The sequence below is a fragment of the Nocardia sp. NPDC060220 genome (assembly GCF_042727815.1).
GTDB lineage: Bacteria > Actinomycetota > Actinomycetes > Mycobacteriales > Mycobacteriaceae > Nocardia.
On sequence record NZ_JBHWZY010001093.1, the window covers coordinates 1 to 1969 of the forward strand.

Below are 1969 nucleotides of genomic sequence, written 5' to 3' on the forward strand. Positions count from 1 at the left end.
CCCTTTGAGAGTGCCGCGCAGTGGTGGCTGTATCGATGCGCTGCCGGTCGGCAACACCCTTCAAAAAGTAATGCTGACCAGCAGTTTTCTCGTCCGGGTAGGCACGGAAACACATACGTGGCAGCACGGATAGGTCGTTGCAGCGGAACGAGGAGACCAATTCCAGTGCGACAGGCGCAGAGCCCCGACGTCCGCCGGATCATGCCCGCATCGCTACCATCCCTCTGATCGATCTCATCGACACCGTCGAAATCTGCGCCGGCATGGAGCCTGCGGGTGACGCGTACGGTGGTCTCGTTCCACTGTTCTTCCGGTTCGAGTCGGCGATGGACCATTTCTACGGGTCCACTTCCCGCATGAGACAGAAGACTCCCGTACTTGCCTGCAGTTGCCCCATTCTGTTCGACCGCGATCACTACGACAGAGCTGTCCAGTGGCTCGACGCCGCAATAGTCGCCCACGAATGACACGACCACATTGCACCTGCCTGTTGCGTCAGCGCATCACCCGGACTGCTCGTGGAACCGCTGGATCATCGGCGGCAAACGTAGACTTCGCACGAATCCGGGTACCGGTACCACCTGGATACCGGGATCGCTATCGACGACGATGGGGGGATGAGCGAAGTGGTCGACACGCGCTCGGTGCGCACCCAGCGCCGAGCCCAACTCAGTGCGTTCCTGACATCGCGTCGCGCCAAGATCACCCCGGGTGATGTGGGCCTACTGCCGGGATCGCGTCGGCGCACGCCCGGTCTGCGCCGCGAAGAGGTGGCGCAGCTGTCGGGGGTCGGGGTGTCTTGGTACACCTGGTTGGAGCAGGGGCGTGACATCAGGGTGTCGGGGGAGGTGCTCGACGCGGTGGCGGGGGTGTTGCGGTTGAGTGTGGCCGAGCGAACGCATCTGTATGTGCTAGCCGGGCTCAATCCGCCGGTGGCGCGGGGGTCTGCGGTGGAGGTGACCGCGGAGATTCGGGCGCTCATCGATGGGTGGGTGCGTGGACCTGCGGTAGTGCGGGATCGGTACTGGAACATCGTGGCGTTCAACGTGCTTGCGGGGCGGGTGTTCGGGTGTGACGATGGCGAGCCGCACAATTGCCTGGTCACGTTCTTCACCAGTCCTCGTTATCGCGAGCTGCCCGACCTGTGGTCCGATGCCGCACCGGGTGTGGTCGCCGCCTATCGCGCGGACGCGGCCCTCGTCCCGCACGACGACGAATTCCAGCGCGTAGCAAGCGAACTCGCTGCTGCCGAGCCGGAGTTCGCCGAGCTCTGGGAGCGACACGATGTCGGTGCGCCTGTGCAAGCCGTGAACGCCCTGCACCACCCGGAGGCCGGGGATCTCTACTTCGACGCCACCACGCTCACCGTCGCCGACCATCCCCACTGGTCACTGGTGCTCTACAACCCGAAACCGAACACCGACACCGCCGACCGCCTGGCTGCCCTCCCCCGACTGCGCCTCTCCGAATCCGCGTAGCGATCCGGTGCGCGTGCGGAACCCGGATCGGCGCGACAGTGCCGACCGTCCCGCAGTACCGTCGATCCTGGTGGTGGCACACCCCTGATAACTGCGCACTGCCTGCTCGGGCTGCCACCCGCCAGGCTGAGTTCATGACGCACAACGGTTCTCGATTCGATGGCAAGACCGCGCTGATCACGGGCGGTAGTAGTGGGATGGGGTTGGCTACCGCGCATCGTCTGATCGCGGAGGGGGCTCGGGTCGTGGTGACCGGACGCGACAAGAAGCGCCTCGACGCGTCGGTCGCCGAGCTCGGTGGACAGGCGCACGGAATCGCCGGTGATGCCACCGATCTCGACGATCTCGACGATCTCGCCGCGGCGGTGGCCGACCGCTTCGGGCACCTCGATCTCCTGTTCGCCAACGCGGGCATCGGCTCGTTCCAGACGATCGAGCAGGTCACCGGCGAGCTCTTCGATCAGGTGATCGGCAGCAACCTCAAGGGCGCC

General features: G+C 65.2%; 3 protein-coding genes. All 3 read left to right on the forward strand.

What is annotated here, in order from left to right; translation table 11 throughout:
- Nucleotides 1-137: 137 nt before the first annotated feature.
- The gene (locus ACFWF3_RS33980; protein ID WP_379318098.1) at nt 138-467 is read left to right on the forward strand and encodes a hypothetical protein; all 330 of its coding nucleotides are present in this window, start codon (nt 138-140) and stop codon (nt 465-467) included.
- Nucleotides 468-617: 150 nt separating this feature from the next.
- Entirely contained in the window at nt 618-1478 is an 861-nt protein-coding gene (locus ACFWF3_RS33985) for a helix-turn-helix transcriptional regulator (RefSeq protein ID WP_379318100.1), read from the forward strand.
- Between the two features lie 134 nt (nt 1479-1612).
- The coding region (locus ACFWF3_RS33990; protein WP_379318102.1) for an SDR family NAD(P)-dependent oxidoreductase at nt 1613-1969 on the forward strand (357 nt) is incomplete at its 3' end.

Excerpts from the sequence above, each read along its gene's own strand:
- ACFWF3_RS33985 (WP_379318100.1), top strand. The coding sequence starts at position 618 with ATGAGCGAAGTGGTCGACACGCGCTCGGTGCGCACCCAGCGCCGAGCC.